The organism is Pseudochrobactrum lubricantis (assembly GCF_041929865.1).
GTDB classification, from domain to species: Bacteria; Pseudomonadota; Alphaproteobacteria; order Rhizobiales; family Rhizobiaceae; genus Pseudochrobactrum; species Pseudochrobactrum saccharolyticum.
In genome coordinates this window covers 123,926-143,798 of record NZ_JBHEEE010000007.1, presented here as the reverse complement: position 1 = coordinate 143,798, position 19,873 = coordinate 123,926, and the positions used below count along the sequence as shown (strand labels likewise).

The 19,873-nt window shown below is 53.4% G+C and carries 15 protein-coding genes; 12 read left to right on the top strand and 3 right to left on the bottom strand.

Going from position 1 to position 19,873, the window contains the following annotated elements; translation table 11 throughout:
• Positions 1-92 precede the first annotated feature (92 nt).
• The 10 genes from JNC80_RS15200 to JNC80_RS15155 all read left to right on the top strand — a co-directional run bounded on the left by JNC80_RS15200 (position 93) and on the right by JNC80_RS15155 (position 11,815).
• Positions 93-2,423 (top strand): 4Fe-4S binding protein, encoded by a 2,331-nt coding sequence (locus JNC80_RS15200; protein WP_376710775.1) that lies wholly within the window; start codon positions 93-95, stop codon positions 2,421-2,423.
• Between the two features lie 23 nt (positions 2,424-2,446).
• Entirely contained in the window at positions 2,447-4,363 is a 1,917-nt protein-coding gene (gene nosZ, locus JNC80_RS15195) for a TAT-dependent nitrous-oxide reductase (protein WP_075656993.1), read from the top strand.
• A gap of 71 nt (positions 4,364-4,434) precedes the next feature.
• A complete protein-coding gene (locus tag JNC80_RS15190) occupies positions 4,435-5,820 on the top strand; it encodes a nitrous oxide reductase family maturation protein NosD (RefSeq protein WP_376710811.1) in 1,386 nt (461 codons plus the stop codon).
• Complete coding sequence (locus tag JNC80_RS15185; RefSeq protein ID WP_376710774.1) at positions 5,817-6,737, top strand: ABC transporter ATP-binding protein; 921 nt, start codon at positions 5,817-5,819, stop codon at positions 6,735-6,737. The genes JNC80_RS15190 and JNC80_RS15185 overlap by 4 nt, the downstream gene beginning before the upstream one ends.
• Complete coding sequence (locus JNC80_RS15180; protein WP_376710773.1) at positions 6,734-7,564, top strand: DUF2705 family protein; 831 nt, start codon at positions 6,734-6,736, stop codon at positions 7,562-7,564. Before JNC80_RS15185 ends, JNC80_RS15180 begins: the two co-directional genes overlap by 4 nt.
• On the top strand, positions 7,561-8,097 hold the full coding sequence (locus JNC80_RS15175) for a nitrous oxide reductase accessory protein NosL (protein ID WP_376710772.1): 537 nt from the start codon (positions 7,561-7,563) through the stop codon (positions 8,095-8,097). The genes JNC80_RS15180 and JNC80_RS15175 overlap by 4 nt, the downstream gene beginning before the upstream one ends.
• Positions 8,098-8,125: 28 nt before the next feature.
• Positions 8,126-9,136, top strand: coding sequence for an FAD:protein FMN transferase (locus JNC80_RS15170; RefSeq protein ID WP_376710771.1), 1,011 nt, complete (start codon positions 8,126-8,128; stop codon positions 9,134-9,136).
• 119 nt (positions 9,137-9,255) lie between these two features.
• Positions 9,256-9,951, top strand: coding sequence for a Crp/Fnr family transcriptional regulator (locus tag JNC80_RS15165; protein ID WP_376710770.1), 696 nt, complete (start codon positions 9,256-9,258; stop codon positions 9,949-9,951).
• 120 nt (positions 9,952-10,071) lie between these two features.
• Positions 10,072-10,518 carry a pseudoazurin gene (locus tag JNC80_RS15160; protein WP_022712562.1) on the top strand — a complete coding sequence of 149 codons (447 nt, stop codon included), beginning with the start codon at positions 10,072-10,074 and terminating at the stop codon, positions 10,516-10,518.
• A gap of 136 nt (positions 10,519-10,654) precedes the next feature.
• The gene (locus JNC80_RS15155; RefSeq protein ID WP_376710810.1) at positions 10,655-11,815 is read left to right on the top strand and encodes an NnrS family protein; all 1,161 of its coding nucleotides are present in this window, start codon (positions 10,655-10,657) and stop codon (positions 11,813-11,815) included.
• A gap of 7 nt (positions 11,816-11,822) precedes the next feature.
• Here JNC80_RS15155 and JNC80_RS15150 read toward each other — a convergent pair whose 3' ends face one another.
• The 3 genes from JNC80_RS15150 to JNC80_RS15140 form a co-directional block, all read right to left on the bottom strand.
• Entirely contained in the window at positions 11,823-12,347 is a 525-nt protein-coding gene (locus JNC80_RS15150; RefSeq protein ID WP_376710769.1) for a DUF2249 domain-containing protein, read from the bottom strand.
• Between the two features lie 269 nt (positions 12,348-12,616).
• Complete coding sequence (locus JNC80_RS15145; protein ID WP_022712560.1) at positions 12,617-13,339, bottom strand: L,D-transpeptidase; 723 nt, start codon at positions 13,337-13,339, stop codon at positions 12,617-12,619.
• A gap of 302 nt (positions 13,340-13,641) precedes the next feature.
• Positions 13,642-17,271, bottom strand: a complete 3,630-nt coding sequence (locus JNC80_RS15140; RefSeq protein ID WP_376710768.1) for a hydantoinase B/oxoprolinase family protein — start codon at positions 17,269-17,271, stop codon at positions 13,642-13,644.
• Between the two features lie 124 nt (positions 17,272-17,395).
• Here JNC80_RS15140 and JNC80_RS15135 point away from each other — a divergent pair, with 124 nt between their 5' ends.
• Both JNC80_RS15135 and JNC80_RS15130 read left to right on the top strand, forming a co-directional pair.
• Complete coding sequence (locus JNC80_RS15135; protein ID WP_213598804.1) at positions 17,396-17,992, top strand: winged helix DNA-binding protein; 597 nt, start codon at positions 17,396-17,398, stop codon at positions 17,990-17,992.
• Positions 17,993-18,003: 11 nt separating this feature from the next.
• Positions 18,004-19,854: an ABC transporter ATP-binding protein gene (locus JNC80_RS15130; protein ID WP_376710767.1), complete on the top strand. Its 1,851-nt coding sequence runs from the start codon at positions 18,004-18,006 to the stop codon at positions 19,852-19,854.
• Positions 19,855-19,873: the final 19 nt, after the last annotated feature.

Genomic DNA, 19,873 nt, shown 5'->3' with positions numbered 1-19,873 from the left:
GCAAAGACGCATTCCGCCACTTCATTAAAGTCCACTGCATAACCGCTGAGCAGCCTGCTGCTGCAGCACCTGACTTGCAGTGAGCACCTTATATGAACCGCTTTCATGATCGTCCGGCATTTTTCATCAGAAAACTGATCCTGCTGTTCTGTCTTCTGTTAAGCGGCTTCATCAGCCTGCAAACGACAGCCTTTGCCGCTCAGCTGGATAAGTATCTGCCTGTGCTAAAAGTGCAGGAACTATTTCAGGATGCGGATCGTATCGGCACGCCGCAAGGTGAACCACCGATTGCGCCGGTTTATAAAAATCAGGATTTGCTCGGCTATATTTATCTGAATTCGGATTTTACCAGTTCAGTCGGCTATTCCGGCAAGCCGATCCATATTCTCGTCGGCATTGATACCAAAGGTATCATTCGCGGCATCAAACTTGCCGACCATAAAGAGCCGATTGTGCTGATCGGCATTCCCGAAGCCAAAGTGGTTGCGGCGCTCAACTCCCTCATCAACAGCGATTTCAATGCCGTTGCATCCGGTACAGCCAAACCGCCTCAGGTCGAGATTGTCAGCGGTGCCACGGTCACTGTTCTGGTCATGGGCGACAGTGTGGTGCGCTCGGCTGTCGGACTGATCCGTAGCGGCCGTCTGGGCAATCAGCTTGCTGCCGGACAAGTCGCGGCACCGCAGGAAACCCGCACTGTTGATCTGTCAAAACAGGATATCCGTGACTGGCAGGAACTGACCGGTGACGGTTCTGTCCGCAGCCTGAAGCTCAGCGTCGGCGAAGTAACGCAAGCTTTTCTTGACGCTAAACAGCCGCAAGCCGCAGGCAATCCTGAAACATCCGATCCTGAAGATCAATTCATCGAGCTTTATATCGCGCCGGTATCGGTACCCTCTATCGGCCTCAGCCTGCTTGGCAAGGCCGGTTATGACCAAATGCAAAAACATCTCAAACCCGGTCAGCAGGCCGTACTGGTTGCCGGTGATGGTGCCTATTCCTTCAAGGGATCGGGTTACGTACGCGGCGGTATTTTCGACCGTATCGAACTGTTGCAGGACGGTCAGGGCATCCGTTTTCGAGATAAAAACCATACCCGTATCGGCAATATTGCTGCTGAAGGCGCACCGGATTTGCGTGAAATCGCGTTGTTCACGGTGCCGGAAGGTTTCGCCTTCGACGTAACAAAGCCATGGGAACTGCAATTACTGGTACAGCGTGGCTTTGGTGCCCGTGACAAAGCCAGCATCTTCTATGACCTCGGTTATACACTTCCCGACCAATATGTGACCATCACCGCACCTGCCAAACCTGTCCCGGCTCCCGTGCAGTCTGCACAAGATGCTGCCACTGCGAATAATCCGCATGTCAGCGCACCGGTCGGTGAAGCATCCATGCCTGATTTCTTCGGAGAAGATAATCCGCTGTGGATTCAGATGTGGCAGATGAACAAAATCAATATTGTGATTACTGCCTTCGCCATTCTGGTGCTGGTCGCAATCTTCTTTTTCCAGAACCATCTGGTCAGACGTCCGCGCTTCTTCGCATGGGTCAGACGCGGCTATCTTCTCTTCATTCTTGTCTGGCTTGGCTTCTACACCAACACCCAATTATCGGTCGTCAATGTCCTGACTTTCACCAATTCGCTCATCACTGGTTTCAACTGGGAGTTCTTCCTGACCTCCCCGCTGACCTTCCTGTTATGGGGTTCGGTTGCTGCCGGTCTGCTGTTCTGGGGACGCGGCCCGTTCTGCGGCTGGCTCTGCCCTTTCGGCGCGCTGCAGGAACTGAGCAACAATCTGGCACAATGGCTGAAAGTACCGCAGGTCAAACTACCATGGGGCCTGCATGAACGTCTGTGGCCGATCAAATATATTATCTTCCTCGGCCTGTTTGGTCTGTCGCTCTATTCCGTGGCTCTGGCCGAAGTTTTCGCTGAAGTCGAACCGTTCAAAACCGCGATCATCCTAAAATTCGCCCGCGAGTGGCCGTTCGTCATCTATGCCCTGACCTTGCTGACTGCCGGTCTGTTCATCGAGCGCTTCTTCTGCCGCTATCTGTGCCCGCTCGGCGCGGCACTCGCCATACCCGGCCGCATTCGCATGTTTGAATGGCTGAAACGCTGGCCGGAATGCGGCTCGCCATGCCAGCGTTGCGCCGTTGAATGTCCGGTACAGTCAATCCATCCGGAGGGCCAGATCAATGTCAATGAATGCATCTACTGCATGCATTGTCAGGAGCTTTACCACGATGACCAGCGCTGCCCGCATATGATTCAGGTGCGCGTCAAACGTGAGAAATTCGCTGCCCGCAACGCGCCTTATACGCCACCGGCAGAGCGTACCGGCAGCCAGTCAAAAACCATCATCACCCATAACGGACAACCTGTTACCGGCGCATCCGCACCGGACGCAGCATCCTGAAATTTTCAACTGGAGACAAAGCAATGTCTGAGCAAGAAAATAAGACCCGCATGAACAGACGGCAATTACTCGGCACCTCGGCTTTTGTGGCCGCTGCCGGTGCCAGCGGCATGGGCGGTGCGCTTGTCATGGCCGGCGCACCGAAGCAGGCCATGGCGGCATCCGCATCCGGTTCAAGCGCTGAAGTCAAGCCGGGCGAACTGGATGAATATTACACCTTCTTTTCCAGCGGCCAGAGTGGTGAAGTGCGTATTGTCGGCCTGCCATCCATGCGTGAGCTGATGCGCATTCCGGTTTTCAACCGTGACAGTGCCACCGGCTGGGGGCAGACCAATGAAAGCCTGAAAGTTCTGACCGAAGGCATGCTGCCTGAAGACCGTGAGTTTATGAAAGACCGCGGCGGCGTTTTCGACAATGGTGACCTGCACCATCCGCATCTCTCCTTTACTGACGGCACCTATGACGGCCGCTATCTCTACGCCAATGACAAGGCCAATACCCGCGTCTGCCGCATCCGCCTTGATGTGATGAAATGCGACAAGATCATTCAGCTGCCGAACCAGCACACGGTTCATGGCCTGCGCGTGCAGAAATATCCGAAGACCGGCTATGTCTTCTGTAATGGTGAAGACCGCGTGCCGATCCCGAATGACGGTAAAAATCTGACAGATACCAAAAACTATCATGCGATTTTCACCGCCGTTGACGGCGAAAGCATGAAGGTAGCATGGCAGGTGATGGTCAGCGGCAATCTCGATAATGTGGACTGTGACTATCAGGGCAAATATGCTTTCGCGACCTGCTACAATTCCGAAGAGGGCGTGACACTGGCCGAAATGATGGGCAGTGAGCAGGACTGGATTGTTATCTTCAACCTGAAACGCATTGAAGAAGCGGTTGCCAAAGGCGAGTTCAAGGAAATCAACGGCGTACCGGTGATTGACGGACGCAAGGGTTCCAAATTCACCCGCTATATTCCGGTGCCGAACAGCCCGCATGGTATGAATACCGCGCCGGATGGCATCCATATTGTGGCCAATGGTAAATTGTCGCCGACCGTCACTGTTTTCGATGTGCGCAAATTTGACGACCTGTTTGATGACAAAATCAATCCGCGTGATGCCGTTGTGGCAGAGCCGGAACTCGGTCTCGGGCCTTTGCACACGGCCTATGACGGCAAGGGCAATGCCTATACGACACTGTTTATCGACAGTCAGGTCTGCAAGTGGAACATTGAGGATGCCAAACGTGCCTTTAAGGGCGAAAAGGTTGATCCGATCCGCCAGAAACTTGATGTGCATTATCAGCCGGGCCACAACCACACCTCGATGGGACAGACCAAAGAGGCTGACGGTAAATGGCTGATCTCCCTCAATAAATTCTCCAAAGACCGCTATCTCAATGTGGGTCCTCTCAAACCGGAAAATGACCAGCTCATTGATATTTCCGGAGATAAAATGGTGATTGTCCATGACGGACCAAGCTTTGCCGAACCGCATGACGCAACAATCGTACATCGCTCCAAGATCAATCCGGTCAATGCCTGGAATCGTGAAGATCCGTTCTTTGCCGATGCTGTTGCACAGGCAAAGGCCGATGGCGTCGATCTGATGGAGGCTGCTGAGGTCATCCGCGACGGTAATAAAGTCCGCGTCTATATGACCTCTGCCGCACCGGCCTTCAGCCTTGAGGAATTCACCGTCAAACAGGGCGATGAAGTCACTGTCTATGTAACCAATATTGATGAAATCGAAGACCTAACCCATGGTTTCTCGATCATCAATTACGGGATCAATATGGAAGTGGCACCGCAGGCCACCGCCTCGGTCACCTTCATCGCCAATAAGCCGGGCGTGTGGTGGTACTACTGCTCGTGGTTCTGCCATGCCATGCATATGGAAATGAAAGGCCGTATGCTTGTTGAGCCGAAAGGCGCTTAAGCATCATGCAGCATCAGCGCCATAAGGAAAAACGCAATTCCGCAGCTTTACCGGAGCACAGAGCGCCCGCAATGAAGCACTATGCTTTGGCCACGGCTTTGTGTTTTTCCGGCCTGCTGCCCGCACTGATTTCTCCGGCACTGGCCGGAGAGATCACCGTATCTGCCGGACAAAATCTGCAGACCGTCCTTGATCAGGCACCGGCGGGGGAAACGATCCGCCTGCTCAAAGGGCGGCATGACGGGTCAGTCGTCATTGACAAGACAGTCATGCTGGAGGGGGAAGCCGGAGCCGTGCTTTACGGCTCCGGCACCGGCAATACAATTACCGTCAATGCACCGGAAACCATCATTCGCGGATTGGAAATCCGTGGTTCCGGCGACAATCTCTTTGATCTCAATTCCGGTATTTTCATCGCCAAAACCGCTACCGGCGCACGGGCGGAGAATAACCGGCTGATTGATAATCTCTATGGTATCTATCTGCATGGTGCCAAGGATTCCGTGGCCGAAGGCAATGAGATTATTGGCAAGCGCGGTGTGCGTATGGCGCAAACCGGCAGCGGTGTTTCCATCTGGAATGCACCGGGTGCCAAAGTGCTGAATAATATCATCCGCTATGGCCGCGACGGCATTTATACCAATGCCAGCCGCAAGAATATCTTCCGTGGCAATCTCATGGAAAATGTGCGCTTTGCCGTCCATTATATGTACACAAATGACAGTGAAGTCAGCGATAATATCTCGCGCAATAATTCTGTCGGCTTTGCCATTATGTATACCAGCCGGCTCAAAATTACCGGCAATCTTTCGGAGGGTGACCGCGATCACGGGTTGCTGCTAAACTATGCCAACAGTTCCGTCATCACCGGCAATCGGGTGATCGGCAAAATGCAATCGGCTGACCGCTGGATGGATGCCGGTGTTCAAAGCGCCGAGCACGGCATGCCAGCACCGGAAACTGACCCGTCTGCAGAGACTGGCAACCTGCGACTGGGGCCTGAGAAATGCGTTTTCATCTACAACGCCAATAAAAACAAATTCACCGGCAATCAGTTTGAAAATTGCAGTATCGGCATTCATTTTACTGCCGGTTCCGAAGGCAATGTGATGAGCGGCAATGCCTTCATCAACAACCGCAATCAGGTCAAATATGTCGGCACACGCAATCTCGACTGGTCGGTCAAAGGACGCGGCAATTTCTGGAGTGACAATCCCGCCTTTGACCTCAATGGCGACGGCATTGCAGACAGCCCCTACCGGCCAAATGATCTGATCGACAAAGTGCTGTGGACAGCTCCGCAGGCCAAAATTCTTATCAACAGTCCGGCGATCCAGACAATCCGCTGGGCGCAGACGCAATTTCCCGCATTGATGCCCGGTGGTGTCATTGACAGCTATCCGCTGATGAAACCGCCTGCGTTGCCGGTCAAATCCGGAGGCGAAAATAAATCATGACTGAAACCGTAAAGCTTGCCGGTGTCACCAAAACCTATGGCACATTCAATGCCATCAGCGATGCGTCCTATGTGCTGAATGCCGGTGAAAATATTGCCCTTGTCGGCCATAATGGTGCAGGCAAAACCACGATGATCAAGCTGATGCTGGGATTGATCCGCCCGACACAAGGCAAAGTGCTGGTGCTGGGTGAAGATCCCGCAGCCGGACAATTTGCGGCACGGCGCAAGCTTGGCTATCTGCCCGAGCATGTCTCCTTCAATATGGCGCTGACCGGACGGGAGACCCTGTCCTTTTACGCCAAGCTCAAATCCGTTCCCGCGAAGGAAACCGCAGCACTGCTCGATCATGTCGGCCTGTCCCATGCGGCAGACCGCCGTGTCGGCACCTATTCCAAAGGCATGCGCCAGCGGCTTGGTCTGGCACAGGCTTTGCTCGGCAAACCCGCCGTGCTGCTGCTGGATGAACCGACAACCGGCCTTGATCCGGCCTTGCGCAAAAACTTCTACGATTTGCTGGAGGTTATGCGTGCGGAAGGCACCACCATTCTGATGTCCTCCCATGCGCTCACCGAACTGGAAAATCGTGTCGGACGGGTAATTATCGCCAATCGCGGCAAGGTCATCGCAGATGGCTCACTGGATGATCTGCGCCATATTGCGCGTCTGCCGGTGCGTATCCGCGTCAGCTTAGCCGAAGGCGAAGCCGCACCCCACAGCACCGGACAATCCCTGCGGATAGGCTGGCGGAAAACCGGCTTTGCAAGTTTTGAGGCGGATGTCTCCGCAGAAGATAAAATGCAGGTTCTGAACTCCGTTATCGCTCAGAACCATAACATCACGGATATTGATGTCATGGCACCGACACTGGATGAGCTTTACGCCCATTTCCTCACAGTTAAAGAGGCCGCGGAATGAAAAACCTCATTCATATTGCCGGTAAGGAAATTCAGGAAGGGTTGCGCAACCGCTGGGTGCTGGCAACCACTCTGCTGCTGGCTGCGCTGGCACTCAGCATGAGCTTTCTCGGCAATGCACCGACCGGCACCACCATCGGCTCCAACCGGCTGGATGTGGTGATTGTCAGTCTCTCCAGCCTCACCATTTTTCTGATCCCGCTGATTGCGCTGCTGATCTCTCATGATGCTGTTGTCGGCGAGATGGAACGCGGCACCATGCTCTTGCTGCTGAGTTACCCGATCGGGCGCAAACAGGTCATTCTTGGCAAGTTTCTCGGACAGCTCACTATTCTCGCTTTCGCGACCCTGTTCGGCTATGGCAGCACCGCCGTAGTGCTTGCGCTGACAGGCAGCGGCATTGATGCGGCAAGCTGGCTGGCTTTACTGTCACTGATCGGCAGCTCTGTCCTGCTCGGCGCGGTATTCATCGCCATCGGCTTTTTCGCCAGCACAATCGTGCGTGAGCGCAGCACTGCTGCGGGTATTGCCATCGGCATCTGGCTGCTCTTTGTGCTGATCTATGACATGGCGCTGCTTGGTTTGCTGGTCTTCGATCAGGGGCAGATGATCGGCACTGCTTTGCTCAATATTTTGCTGCTTATCAACCCGACAGATGCCTATCGCCTGCTCAATTTCGGCACAGGCGGTGCCGGTGCCCTCACCGGCATGGGCGGCGTTGCTGGCACCACAACTCTGAGCGCAGGTGTCCTCACTCTGGCGCTGGGACTATGGACTGCCATCCCGCTCGGCCTTTCCATACTCATCTTTTCAAGGAAAGAACTATGAGACTGATCTCCCTTTTCATCCCCGTCATTGCCGCTCTTACCCTGTCCGCCTGTTCACCTGAAAAACAGGCCGAGGCACCGGCGCCTTTCGCGCTGACTGAAGCTGCCATGGGGCGCTATTGCGGCATGAATGTTCTGGAACACAGCGGCCCGAAAGGTCAGATCATTCTGCATCCGGCAAGTGAAGCCATCTGGTTCTCCTCTGCCCGTGACACGCTGGCTTTTACCATGTTGCCGGAAGAGCCGAAAAATATCGCGGCAATCTATGTCTCCGATATGGCCAAAGCTCCAAGCTGGGAGCAACCGGGCGCACAAAACTGGGTTGATGCAAAAAAGGCTTTCTTTGTCATCAACAGCAATGCCACCGGCGGCATGGGGGCTAAAGAAACCGTGCCCTTCTCTACCCGTGAAGCGGCAGAGCAATTTGCCAAAGATAAAGGCGGAGACATCGTTACCTTTGCCGACATTCCGCAAGACTATGTTCTCGGCACCTCAGACACGCCTGCTGAAGCACCAATGAGCACGCATCATTAATCTCATGAATATTTGCACGGAGGCTGCCATGACAAGCCGTATCAATCGCAGACGTTTTATCGGTATCAGCTGTGCTGCTGCGGGTCTGAGCCTCCTGCCGTTTCATGCCGGTGCATCTGCACATAATAATGCTGTGATCTGGCAGGGCTTTGCCCTTGGCGCACCGGCAAAAATCATTCTGCATCATCCCGACAAGAGGGCCGCAGAAGCCCTCCTCCGGCAGGTTCGTGCGGAAATCGCACGTCTGGAAGGTATTTTCAGCCTTTACCGGCCAGACTCTGAACTTGCCTCGCTCAACCGCTCCGGTGCTCTGGCGATGCCATCGCCGGAGCTGGTTGAGTTGCTGGAAAAATGCCGTGGTTTTTGGGAAAAAAGCGGCGGTCTGTTTGACCCGACTATTCAGCCGCTTTGGGCATGTCTTGCGCGGCATTTCTCCGCAGAACATGCCGCCGCCTCCGGCCCCTCCGCACAGGAATTGCAGCAGGCGCAGTCTTTAACCGGCTTTGATGCCGTGCGTTTCAGTAAAGGCCGGATTGTTTTTGACCGCCCGCATATGGCCATGACCCTCAATGGTGTGGCACAGGGCTATATCACTGATCTGATTACGCAATTGCTGGCAGACCACGGCGTTACCAATACGCTGGTGAATCTGGGTGAATATCGTAGTCTGGATAATCAGCCCGATGGTACGCCCTGGCAGATCGGTATTGCCGATCTTGAAACCGACCCGCAGCCCGATGCGATGCTGCAACTCTCCGACAATGCACTGGCCACATCCGGCGGTGCCGGTTTCCGGTTTGATCCGGACGGGCATTTCAACCATCTGCTCAATCCGAAAGCTGCGAACAGTCATGAACTGTCTTCGTCGCGTTATCAGCGCCTGACAGTTATCGCGCCTGACGCAACTTCTGCTGATGCATGGGCAACAGCCTTCAGCCTGATGGAGCAGGCAGAAATCCGTGCAATCCTGCAAAATATGTCCGCAACTTCTGTCTATATAAAAACTGAAAAAGATGGTTTTCAGCGGTTAAAAGTCTGAAAATGATAGCAATATATTGAATTGCGCCGCGCATCACAAAGCTTTACTACTCATCCCACATTGATGAACACAGGGTCGGTCACGGCGACGGCTCTATAGCGTATCATGACTGCAAAGGGATGAGTATGATTGACCGGACGCTTGTCAGCGCATTGCCGATCTTTGCAGGCATGGAAGAAAGCGCTCTGGACAAACTGCTCTCCAATGCGGTTCAGCGCCCTGTTGCCAAAGGCGCTAAAGTCTTCGAGCAAGGTCAAAAAGCAACCTCATTCTACCTGCTTCTGCAAGGCCGGTTGAAAGTCATGCAGGTTACCGCCGGTGGTCAGCAGCTGATTGTGCGCGTCGTCCATCCCGGTGATTTATTCGGATTTGCTCTGGCAATCGGGCGCACAGAATATCCGGGCACACCGATTGCTGTCGCCGACAGTATTGTACTCGCATGGCCGATGAACATGATGAACAGCTTTCTGGAGCGCAATCCCACGCTGGCGATTAACGCCATGCAGATGATCGGCCAGCGGCTGGATCAGGCACATAACCGTATCCGTGAAATGTCCACGCAGGAAGTGGAGCGCCGTATCGCTCATACGGTTATCCGGCTGGCACAGGAAGCGGGCATTCATGAAGGTTCTGATATCCGCATTGATTTTCCGATTTCGCGGCAGGATATTGCCGAAATGACCGGCACCACATTGCATACGGTTTCCCGCATACTCAGCAACTGGGAAACCAGAGGACTGGTCAAAGGCGGACGGCAATTGCTACTGGTTTCCAATCTGTCCGGCCTTAAAAGACTGGCCGAGCACGAAGACTAAAATACTCCACCATTTTTGTCCGGTTTTTCAGCCTCTTTGCGCCCCGACAAAGAGGTGTGTTTCAATCTGTCTTAAGAAACGGGCAGCCGCTGAAGCGGTTATCTTTTTTCGGAGACTGACATGAAACTTACCGCAACAAAACTGGCTCTGACAGCAGGCGTTTTCGCCCTCTTTACCCTGCCGTCTCTGGCTGCCGATATTGAAGTACACATGCTTAATAAAGGCGCAGAAGGCGCAATGGTCTTTGAACCCGCCTATATCAAAGCCAATCCCGGCGACAACATCATCTTCATCCCGACGGATAAAGGTCACAATGTCGAGTCGGTCAAAGATATGATCCCTGAAGGCGTTGAAAAGTTCAAAAGCAAGATCAATGAGAATTACACGCTGACAGTCCAGCAGGACGGCGCTTATCTGGTTAAATGCACACCGCATTATTCCATGGGCATGGTAGCTCTGATCGTTGTCGGTGACAATCCGGCTAATCTCGATGCCATTGTGGCCGCGAAGAAACCAAAGCCGGTACAGCAGCGCCTCGAAAAAGCAATTGCCAGCGCACAAAAATAACAGCCCTGCCTGATGCAGGTTTGCATACCGGCACGCATGTTGAGATGAGGACACCGCTGTGAACGCCCCTGATACCGCTGACCATCTGAAAAACGAAAACACCAAAACCAGAAAACCGGTGCCGCGCGGGTTAAAAATGACCGGCCCTGTGCTTTTCAGTTATGGTTTCAGACCGTTTTTCCTTGGTGCCGGTATCTGGGCTGTGCTTGCCATGCTGTTGTGGATTTTATCCCTCACACTCGGCATGCCGCTGGGCGGTTCTTATGATGCACTCAACTGGCATGCCCATGAAATGCTGTTCGGTTTCGGCTCTGCGGTTCTGGCAGGTTTTCTGCTGACCGCTGTGCCGAACTGGACCGGAAACCTGCCGGTCTCCGGCACACCGCTGATCATTCTTGCCGGTTTCTGGCTGGCGGGACGTCTGGTCTTTCTCTATCCCGATCTCATCCATTTCTATGCGGCAATCGCATTGGAAAGCCTGTTTCTGCCATTGTTGCTGGTCATTTGCGCAAGAGAAATCATTGCCGGCAAACAATGGAAAAACCTGAAAGTGCTGATCGGTGTCACACTTCTCACCATCGCCAATCTGACCTTCCATTATACCGTGATAACCGATGGTGATATTGCTTTTGCCAGCCGTATCGCTGTCAGTGCCTATGTGTTGCTGATTATGATTATCGGCGGCCGTATCGTGCCAAGCTTCACGCGCAACTGGCTCAACCGCAATCAGAAAACACGTTTTCCTGTACCGTTTAACCGCTATGATGCACTTTGCATCATCACAGGCGCATTAACGCTTCTAAGCTGGATAGTTGCGCCGGAAACGCCGGTCACACTCGTGCTCGCCAGTCTGGCTGCGATCTTGCATATTGCGAGACTGGCACGCTGGCGCGGCTGGGAAACCGCACCGGAAAAACTCCTGCTCATCCTGCATATTGCCTATGCTTTAATTCCCGCAGGTTTTATCGCTATCGCTTTGTCTGCAGCGGATATGCTCAATGCCTATTCAACATTGCATATTCTGACGGTCGGCGCTGTCGCCACCATGATGCTGGCGGTGATGGGGCGTGCCACTCGTGGGCACACCGGCAATGCGCTCAGCGCATCTCCGCTCACCATTCTGTCTTATGTCTGTCTGATTGCCTCAGCACTCCTCAGACCATTTGCGGAAATTGTTCTGAATTATTTCCATACAATTCTGGCAGTGTCGGCGCTGTTATGGATCGCGGCCTTCGCCCTTTATGTCATCGAATATGCACCGATGCTGCTGCAGGATCGTCGCCAGCGGGCAGAATAAGAACAAATCAATGAGCGCCGGAGCGTATCATCATCCGGTATGCTTCGCCGCTAGCATCAAAATTTCCGACCCATTGATGACCTGCATTTTCCAGCTCCGGCAGCAAGAAATGCGGCTCGGCTGAGAACAGCGCGAAGATCACCGCACCTTCTTCAATTCTGCCAAGCAGGCGCAGGATTTCTTCCGTAACAGTCTTCTGATCCGGCAATGAATAATCCAGATAATGCATCGGATCCGGCCAGATTTCCGGCACCACGGTTCGGGCAGACAGGCTGACAGGCTTTATCTCTTCTGCGGATTCTTCTGAAATTGCCGGAGAGAAGATGACCTCCCAGTCACCACCGGTAATTTCACGGGCAGCACAGGAAAAACCTTTCCGCTCCATGACCTGAAACAACGGCACCGGACGGAAAGTTGCAAGCAATCTGAGGGATTGCCCTTCCTGCAAGCCGGAAACAGTCTGCATAATCAGCGGAAACGGCTCACCGCCGTCACGCAGCACCGGCCGTACATCCAGCTCAACTATTTGCATGTAAATCCCCCGTCATAGACAGAATCTTGATTCCGGTGCGTTTTCAGGAGGTCAGTTTAAACCGGAAGTCTTCAGAGAATAAACAAACCATGCGTGAATTATAATCATGGTTTGAGGACAGGATTTTGTTCTGTCGCAAATTGCTCGAAATAAGAATTAGCTTTTAAAAATTACGCTAAAATACAAACCGGCAGAAGCACGGGCATATCGGCGACCGCGCGTAAACGCGTGTGGTTTACACTCATTAAGAGCGCAAACCACAAAGCTGATTAACCGGCGGCCATCACTGAATGCGCCTGTCCGGTTTTGTTCAGGTCAGGAATAACGACGATATCACTGCCGTCACGCACATTATCATACAGATGCATTACATCCTGATTGACCATGCGGATACAACCGGAAGAAACGGATTTACCGATGGTCCAATATTCAGGTGAGCCGTGAATACGGTAAATCGTGTCGCGTCCGTCTTTATGGATATAATGGGCACGGGAACCGAGAGGATTTTGCAAGCCCGGCCCCATACCACCATTGGCGATGCTGTAAGGTTCAAGCGCCGGATTACGGGCTACCATTTCATCCGGTGGTGTCCAGCGCGGCCACTTACGCTTATAGGCAATTTTCGCACGGCCGGACCATGCATAACCGTCTTTACCAACGCCGATACCGTAGCGGGTCGCACGGCCACCGGATTTAATGTGGTAGAGATATTTATTCGGTGTATCGACGATAACCGTGCCCGGTTTCTCATCCGTGATATAATCAACTTCCGTGCGCCAGAATTTCTCCGGAATTTTCGACACATCGACTTCAGGAACCTGATAGCCTTCATCCCACACTGCATAATACATTGGCGGAGTGACAGGCTTGATTTTGTTGGCTGCAAGATCAGCCGAAGGGCGCTTGGTTTCACCGGTGGAAACGCAACCCGTCAAAGCAAGAGCACTGGCTCCAAGCAAGAAATGACGACGGGAGAATGCAAATTCAGACATTTATAGCTCAATCTTCATTGGAATTGATCCCGAACTATCATGTCTGTCCTTAAGTCAGGCTTAAGAGCAGTCACGGGATCTTTCACTTCATTCATTTATCTTTTCTGATTTACTGAACGCGGGAGGCTGCGTTTTTCATTCAGCAAGTCTGAAACCTGAGAAACCACATCTATGACAACAACATGGTAAAAACAGAATTAACGTATGAAATAATAAGTTTTCTGGATGACCTGTGGCATTTATAACAAAGCCCTCTGCGTTTCAGGCAAAGGGCTTTGTTCATTTCGTACTTATGTCAAAGTTCAGTTCTTGCCGTAGCCGCCACCGGTCGGGGTAATGATGGTGAAAGCCTCACCGGCTTTCAGAACTACCTGATCGCAGCCTTTCAGCACTTCGACAGCACCGTCCTTACGGCGGACTTCATTGCGTCCCAGCTGGCCGTCCTCACCACCTTCAAGGCCAAACGGCCGTACGCGGCGATGGCCGGAGAGAATCGCAAATTCCAGCTCTTCCAGAGCACGGATGGTACGGTGTGTACCATTACCCGCAGTCCACTTGCCGCGGCCGCCGGAATTTTCACGGATATGGAAATCTTCCAGCATCACAGGGAAACGGGTTTCCAGAATTTCCGGATCGGTCAGGCGTGAATTGGTCATATGGGTATGCACAGCATCGGCACCATTGAAACCAGGGCCTGCCGGCGCACCGGAACAGATGGTTTCGTAATACTGATATTCATTATTACCGAAGGTCAGATTGTTCATCGTACCCTGTGCCGCAGCCATGGCCTTGGTCGCACCAAACAGGCAGTTGGTCACAGCCTGACTGACTTCCACATTGCCCGCCACAACAGCAGCCGGATAATGCGGTGACAGCATCGAGCCTTCCGGCACGATGATTTTAATCGGACGCAGACAACCGGCATTCATCGGAATATCACCGTCGACAAGCACGCGGAAAACATAAAGCACGGCGGCACGGGTAACCGGCTGCGGCGCATTGAAATTATCAGGACGCTGTTCAGACGTACCGGTGAAATCAACTGTCGCTTCACGCTTCACACGGTCAATCGTCACTTTGACTTCAATTTTGCTGCCCTGATCCAATTCATAAGTGAACTGGCCATCCGGCAATTGATCCAGCACACGGCGCACGCTTTCCGCAGCATTATCCTGCACGTGCGCCATATAGGCTTGCACCACGTCTTCACCAAAATGCACAATCATCTTGCGCAGTTCCGCCACACCTTTTTCATTGGCGGCAATCTGAGCTTTCAGATCGTTGACGTTCTGCGTGAGGTTACGCACCGGATATTTGGCACCATTGAGCAAATCAGCCAGCGCATCTTCACGGAACTGCCCCTGATCGACCAGCTTGAAATTGTCGATATAGACACCTTCCTGCTCAATATTCACCGCCAGAGGCGACATTGAACCCGGTGCAATACCGCCGATATCGGCATGGTGACCACGGCTGGCAACCCAGAAGCGAATCTCGGTCTGTGCATCATCAAAGACCGGCGTACACACGGTCAGATCCGGCAAATGTGTGCCGCCATTATAAGGTGCGTTAATCAGGAACACGTCACCCGGTTTAATGACCGGATTTTCACGGATAGCTGTAGCAACAGAGGCATCCATCGAGCCCAGATGCACCGGCATATGCGGCGCATTGGCAACCAGATTGCCTGTCGCATCAAAGACCGCGCAGGAGAAATCGAGGCGCTCTTTAATATTCACCGAATAGGCGGTGTTCTGCAAAGTCACGCCCATCTGTTCAGCAATTGACATGAACAGATTGTTGAAAATCTCCAGCATGACCGGATCAGCTTCTGTGCCGATGGCAACGCGCTTCGGCAGCGCCTTGATGCGGGTCAGCACCACATGGTCATGCTCGGTCAGGCGTGCCTGCCAGCCATCTTCAATGATAATAGTCTGGTTTTTCTCAATGATAATCGCAGGACCGGTTACGGTCTGGCCGCGCTGCATGGTTTCACGCACCACAACAGCTGCATCATGGAACGCACCTTGTGAATAGAAGCGTGTCTGACGGTCAGCCTGCGCTTCAGTTGCCTCACCAATATTGCCTGCTGCCTCGCCCTCACCGGCACCACCGCCGACAGTTTCCAGTTCAACAGCATCAATGACCAGCGCTTTATTTTCCGCAATGAAACCAAAACGACGCTTATGCGCAGCTTCAAATTCGGCACGCAGGCGCGAAGCCGCATCAACTGCCGGATAAGTTGCCTCAACGGAAAGCACGGTATCTGTGCCCGCATAACGAATATGGGCACGCAGATGCTTGGTAATAACCTGCTCTTCCACGCCCTGTGCAGTAAGTTCAGCCACACACTCAGTGGCCAGTTCGGCACCAAGGCGCTGCAATTCGGCAGGCGCATCCGCATCAAGATCAACACCCAGTGCTTTCTGACGGGTGGCGCGGATATCCGCCAGACCCATACCATAGGCCGACAGCAGACCGGACATTGGATGCAACAGAATATTCTTCATACCCAGCGCATCAGCCACCAGACAGGCATGCTGACCACCCGCGCCGCCAAAGCAGCTCAGGGCATAACGGGTCACGTCATAGCCGCGCTGTACGGAGATTTTCTTGATCGCTTCAACCATATTGGCAACAGCAATACGAATGAAACCGTCTGCCACGCTTTCCGGTGAACGGTCGTCGCCGATTTCATCGGCCATCTGCGTGAACAATTCACGCACGCGCTCAACATCCAGCGGCTTGTCCTGATCGGGACCAAAAATCGACGGGAAATAATCCGGAATCAATTTGCCGAGCATCACATTGGCATCGGTAACAGCCAAGGGACCACCATTACGGTAGCAGGCTGGCCCCGGATTGGCACCGGCAGAATCAGGACCAACGCGAAAACGACCGGCATCAAAATGCAGGATGGAACCGCCACCTGCAGCAACCGTGTGGATCAGCATCATCGGTGCGCGAACACGCACACCAGCCACTTCGGTCTCAAAAGCGCGTTCATATTCGCCGTCAAAATGCGCCACATCTGTCGATGTGCCGCCCATATCAAAGCCGATAACCTGACCGAAACCAGCCGTTTCACCGGTACGGGCAAGTCCGACCACCCCGCCGGCAGGGCCGGAGAGAATCGCGTCTTTACCCTGAAACATATCCGCAGCCGTCAGACCACCGGAGGACATCATGAACATCACGCGCGCACCGGTGCGTTCTACGTCGAGTTCGCGGGAAACCTGTGCCACATAACGGCGCAAAACCGGCGACAGATAAGCATCAACAACGGTGGTATCGCCACGACCGACCAGCTTGATCAGCGGCGAAACTTCATGGCTGACAGAAACCTGTTCAATGCCGATATCACGGGCGATTTTGGCCACAGCAGCTTCATGGGCAGGAAATTTATAGGCATGCATGAAGACGATAGCGACGGCATTATAACCCTCAGCTTTCAGCGCACACAGCGCAGCTTCTGCCTGAGCCAGATCAAGCGGCAATTCAGTGCTGCCATCGGCCAGCACGCGCTCATCAATCTCGACAACGCGGTCGTAAAGCGCTTCCGGCTTGATGATTTCCGTTGCGAAAATATTCTTGCGTTCCTGATAGCCGATGCGCAGCGCATCACGGAAACCTTTGGTGGTCACCAGCGCCAGCTTTTCACCCTTGCGCTCCAGCAGCGCATTGGTGGCAACGGTTGTGCCCATGCGTACTTCACCGATTGCACCGGTCGGTACCGGCTCACCGGTTTTCAGCCCCAGATGCAGGCGGATACCCTGAACAGCCGCATCCTTATAGGCAGAAGGATTCTCTGACAGCACTTTGCGGGCGTGGAGCACACCCTGCGGGTCACGACCGATAACATCCGTAAATGTGCCGCCACGATCAATCCAGAAGTCCCAAGCCCCTGAAATCTCTTGTGTCGCTGCGCTCATTATCGGCTCCCTCACAAAATTATGCCGTTACGCTGAATGTTTATTGGAAAACATAGTTTCATTTTATTGACAAAATGTCGATAAGATGGTGACATAAAATACACAGGATTGGGAGACTGGCAATATGAGCAGGAAAAAATCGCCGCCACCGGCAGATCATAATGACGAGTCATTTGTGGCCGAGGTCAGCCTGCCTAAGCATTTGCGCCCTGTCCCTTCCATCGGCCCTATTGTCTCTTCCGCCCATCTGGCAGAAGGCGGTTCTACCGCTTTATCCGAAGTGGAATATGGCTTGATTCTCGCGTCCCATGCATTCTCCCGCTGGATGGTACGTTGCATGGCCGCCGCAGGGCTGCCGGGTCTCTCCCCGATTGAAATCCTGATCCTGCATTCCATCCGTCATCGCGGTCGTGAAAAGAAGCTGGCTGATATTTGTCTGGTTCTGGATATTGAAGACACGCATATTGCGACTTACGCTCTACGCAAGCTGGAAAATGCCGGCTTGCTGACCACCGGCAAGGCCGCAAAAGAAAAGACCGTCCGTATTACCGATAAGGGTGCTGAAGCCTGTGCGCGCTATGCGCAAATCCGTGAGCGTCTGCTCGTGGATTCCACAGCCAATGCACGCCCTTCGGAAGAAACCCTGTCGGAAGTGGCGGCTCTGCTGCGCTTTATGTCGGGTGCATTTAATCAGGCAGCCCGTTCTGCCATTACACTATAAGGATGACCGGAGTGAACGACGCACAGCTTCGCCAAACAGCTGAAACCCAGCCACTGCTGGAAGTCAAAGATCTCTCGGTAGAGTTCGGGACCGCCCGCGTGGTGGACGGATTGAGCTTTTCCGTTCGTTCCGGCCGCACAACGGCAATTGTCGGCGAGTCCGGCTCCGGTAAATCCATTACCTCTTTGTCAGTGATGCGTCTGGCAGATATGCTCGGTGCAAAATTCCCTGAAGGCAAAATCCTGTTCACCGGCTCGCAGGGACAGATGAACCTGCTCGAAGCCGAACAGAAGACTATGCGCGGCATTCGCGGCAAAGAAATTGCCATGATTTTTCAGGAGCCGATGACCTCGCTCAATCCGGTTTTCACCATTGGTGACCAGATTGCCGAAGTGCTGATGCTCCATGAAAAAATGAGCAAGAAGGCAGCGCTGAAAGAAGGCCAACGCCTGCTTGAAATGGTACGCCTGCCGGATGCACAGGGCATGCTCAGCCGCTTCCCGCACCAGCTTTCCGGTGGCATGCGCCAACGCGTGATGATTGCGATGGCACTGGCCTGCCGTCCGAAACTGCTGATTGCCGATGAGCCAACCACCGCCCTCGATGTAACCATTCAGGCGCAGATTCTGCATATTATCCGCGATCTCCAGAAAGAACTGGAAATGGCCGTGATCTTCATCACCCATGATATGGGCGTTGTTGCGGAAATGGCCGATGATGTGGTGGTGATGTGGAAGGGTAAAAAGGTTGAGGAAGGCGCGGTCAGCGATATTTTCGCCAATCCGCAGCATCCTTATACCAAGGTTCTGCTCTCAGCCGTGCCGAAACTCGGCAGCATGGCTGGTGAAGATTTCCCTAAACGCATGCCGGTCACAATTCTGGAAGATAACAAACCGGTTCTGGTCGGTGAAACCCGTATTCAGGACACCGCCCGTCTTGATGAAGCGCCGCTCTTGTCAGTGCGTGATCTGTCTGTCCGCTTTAATATCAAGAAGAATATGTTTGGCCGCACCACCCATGTGTGTAATGCAGTCTCACAGGTCAGCTTTGACATTCATCCGGGTGAAACGCTGGCTCTGGTTGGTGAATCCGGCTCCGGCAAATCCACCATCGGCCGCACAATCCAGCAATTGCAGAACCCGCTTTCCGGCGACATGCGTTTTAACGGCAAAGCCTTCTCAGAAATGAGTTCTGCTGAGCGCTTCCGCATGCGTCAGGAAGTGCAGTATATTTTTCAGGATCCGTTTGCCTCGCTTGACCCGCGCAAGACCATCCGCTTCTCGATTGCCGAGCCGATCCGCACCCACGGCCTCATTCTTGACGAGGCAGCGATCACCAAGCGCGTTGATGAATTGCTGGAACGTGTAGGCCTGAGTTCAGCCGTTGCCGGACGATATCCGCATGAGTTTTCCGGTGGTCAGCGCCAGCGTGTCTGCATTGCCCGTGCGCTTGCTTCCAATCCGAAGCTGATTATCGCCGATGAAGCGCTCTCTGCGCTCGACGTTTCCATTCAGGCACAGATCATCAATCTGTTTATGGACCTGCAGAAAGAACATGGCCTCGCTTATCTCTTCATCAGCCATGACATGGCTGTGGTTGAGAAAATGAGCCACCGCGTGGCCGTGCTTTATCTCGGTCAGATCATGGAACTCGGCTCACGCCGTCAGGTGTTTGAAACACCGTCCCATGATTATACCCGCCGCCTGCTCTCAGCCGTTCCTGTCGCCGATCCGCTGGCGCGTACCAACCGCGCAATGCTGGAAGGCGAAATTCCGAGCACAACACGCCGGATCGAGGACAAACCGCAGATCTGGCAGCATGAGGAAATCGCTAAAGGGCATTTCATTGCCCGCAGTGCATAAAATCTAACATCTGTTTCAT

Coding starts and splice junctions, on each gene's coding strand:
- JNC80_RS15200 (WP_376710775.1), top strand. CDS start 93: ATGAACCGCTTTCATGATCGTCCGGCATTTTTCATCAGAAAACTGATC.
- nosZ (WP_075656993.1), top strand. CDS start 2,447: ATGTCTGAGCAAGAAAATAAGACCCGCATGAACAGACGGCAATTACTC.
- JNC80_RS15190 (WP_376710811.1), top strand. CDS start 4,435: ATGAAGCACTATGCTTTGGCCACGGCTTTGTGTTTTTCCGGCCTGCTG.
- JNC80_RS15185 (WP_376710774.1), top strand. CDS start 5,817: ATGACTGAAACCGTAAAGCTTGCCGGTGTCACCAAAACCTATGGCACA.
- JNC80_RS15180 (WP_376710773.1), top strand. CDS start 6,734: ATGAAAAACCTCATTCATATTGCCGGTAAGGAAATTCAGGAAGGGTTG.
- JNC80_RS15175 (WP_376710772.1), top strand. CDS start 7,561: ATGAGACTGATCTCCCTTTTCATCCCCGTCATTGCCGCTCTTACCCTG.
- JNC80_RS15170 (WP_376710771.1), top strand. CDS start 8,126: ATGACAAGCCGTATCAATCGCAGACGTTTTATCGGTATCAGCTGTGCT.
- JNC80_RS15165 (WP_376710770.1), top strand. CDS start 9,256: ATGAGTATGATTGACCGGACGCTTGTCAGCGCATTGCCGATCTTTGCA.
- JNC80_RS15160 (WP_022712562.1), top strand. CDS start 10,072: ATGAAACTTACCGCAACAAAACTGGCTCTGACAGCAGGCGTTTTCGCC.
- JNC80_RS15155 (WP_376710810.1), top strand. CDS start 10,655: ATGACCGGCCCTGTGCTTTTCAGTTATGGTTTCAGACCGTTTTTCCTT.
- JNC80_RS15150 (WP_376710769.1), bottom strand. CDS start 12,347: ATGCAAATAGTTGAGCTGGATGTACGGCCGGTGCTGCGTGACGGCGGT.
- JNC80_RS15145 (WP_022712560.1), bottom strand. CDS start 13,339: ATGTCTGAATTTGCATTCTCCCGTCGTCATTTCTTGCTTGGAGCCAGT.
- JNC80_RS15140 (WP_376710768.1), bottom strand. CDS start 17,271: ATGAGCGCAGCGACACAAGAGATTTCAGGGGCTTGGGACTTCTGGATT.
- JNC80_RS15135 (WP_213598804.1), top strand. CDS start 17,396: ATGAGCAGGAAAAAATCGCCGCCACCGGCAGATCATAATGACGAGTCA.